Source organism: Nocardioides sp. (assembly GCF_031422975.1).
Lineage (GTDB): Bacteria > Actinomycetota > Actinomycetes > Propionibacteriales > Nocardioidaceae > Nocardioides.
On the sequence record NZ_JANPEO010000206.1, the window covers coordinates 1 to 1891 of the forward strand.

A 1891-nucleotide genomic window follows, 5' to 3' on the forward strand; every position below is an offset into this window, starting at 1 on the left:
CGGCCCTCGCGGCCGCACTACCCGGGCTCCTGCTGATGGTCATCCCCGCCTCGGCCGTGCTCGGAGCCGGGGGCGGTCTCGCGCTCGCGAGCGGGATCTCGCGACTTCCCGCGCTGGCCAATCCGGGGAGGTTGGGCACCGTGTCCGCCGGCTTCTACGCCACCGCCTACGTCGGCTTCGGATTCCCGCTGATGATCACCGCGCTCGCCGAGCAGGTCTCGGTGGCTCCCGTTCTGGCGGTCCTGGCCGCGCTATGCGGGGTACTCGCCGTCCAACAGGCACGGGCCCGGTTGTGATACCCCCACCACGCCGTCCCCTGAGTCCAAACCCACCGTGACCGAGGCACGCCGGAGGAGACAAATCTGTTCCGGACGCCGATGGGCTCGCGGAGCGTGCCAGTGGGGAAATCTTCACGCGGGACATGACGACGAGCCGACGCTCTCGTGGCTATTGGGGTCCGGCGTGGGGCGGAAGACCGTTGGCGTCTCTGGCCCGATTCACGACCTCAAGCACGAAGTCACCTGTGGCCAAGGTGCTCGCGGCTCACCGGGGCCTGTCAATGTTCATTCGACTTAGTTGCGCAGTGGGGTCGATCCAGGATCGGACGCTTCTACGCGTGACCAGTCACGACCGTCAGTCGTCCGTCCTACCCTCAGCGGCATGACCGCGAACCGCGATGAGTCGTGTGCGTCCGGCGGTTCGGGGATGACGGTCTGGAGGTGGTCGTCATCGATCCCGAACGCACCTTGCCAGAAACCGCCCACGTGGCTTCGCGCTGCTCGAGGTCATCGACCACATCGAGTGTATCGACAATGATTTCGTCGGCCGTCCAGCCAGACCCTGACCTCCGCGCATGCGGTCCCGGCGCGTGGCCACTCTGAGTTCGCCGACTGCAGCTCCAAGGAGGCGCTGGGCGATAGGGTCCTGCGGCTTCGGAGACATCTGACAAGACCTCGACCCCATTTCGGCGAGAAACCCAATCCCGATTGTGAGCTCCTCACTATCGGATGTGGCCGCTGTCACTCACTCTCGACAGGTTGACGTGTGAGCGGGGTCACGACCGCCCACCACACCCCAGCACGTACGAGGATCAGGAGTCGCATGCGTCACACCAGAGCGCGTAGTTCGGTCGTTTCGGGTCACGAGTCCCGGTGCTGAGCGTTGTTGGCCTGACCACCGGGTACGGCGCCAACAAGGCGGTCCTCGACTCGGTGGACCTTCCCGTGCCCGACGGACGGATCGTCGCGGTTCTCGGCAGCAACGGGGCCGGCAAGTCCACCCTGCTGCGGGCGATCTCCGGGACCCTCCCGATGCACGGCGGCACCCGGTACGCCGGCACCATCGAGCTCGACGGGGTCGCCATCCACAAGCTCAGCGCCGCCGGGGTCACCCGCGCCGGGATCGTCCAGTCTCCCGAGGGCCGACAGGTCTTCGGCCGGATGACCGTCGAGGAGAATCTCCGCGTCGGTGCGCTCACTACCCCGCGCTCTCGTCGCGCCGCGGCCCGCGACCGGGTGATGGACCTGTTCCCGGTGCTGCGCGATCGCAGCGAGCAGCGCGGTGGTCTCCTCTCGGGAGGCGAGCAGCAGATGCTCGCCATCGGACGAGCGCTGATGGCCGAGCCTGCCGTCCTGCTCCTGGACGAACCCTCCCTGGGATTGGCGCCGAAGCTCATCGAGCAGATCGGCGACATCGTCCAGGCCATCAACTCTCAGGGCACCCCGGTGGTGCTGGTTGAGCAAAACGCCGCCATGGCCCTGCGGGTGGCGCACGACGCGGTCGTCCTGGAGGTGGGTCGCGTCGCGATGGCCGACACCGCCGAGGCGTTGGCCAACTCCGAGGACATCCAGGCTCTCTACCTCGGCGGCCACGCCGGCCACCACGACGAGGC

At 67.6% G+C, this 1891-nt stretch carries 2 protein-coding genes; both read left to right on the forward strand.

Going from position 1 to position 1891, the window contains the following annotated elements:
- Positions 1–296 (forward strand): hypothetical protein (locus RMO85_RS06245; RefSeq protein WP_310527567.1); only part of this gene is annotated, 296 nt, incomplete at its 5' end.
- Positions 297–1151: 855 nt separating this feature from the next.
- On the forward strand, positions 1152–1891 hold a 740-nt coding region (locus RMO85_RS06250; protein WP_310527572.1), incomplete at its 3' end, for an ABC transporter ATP-binding protein.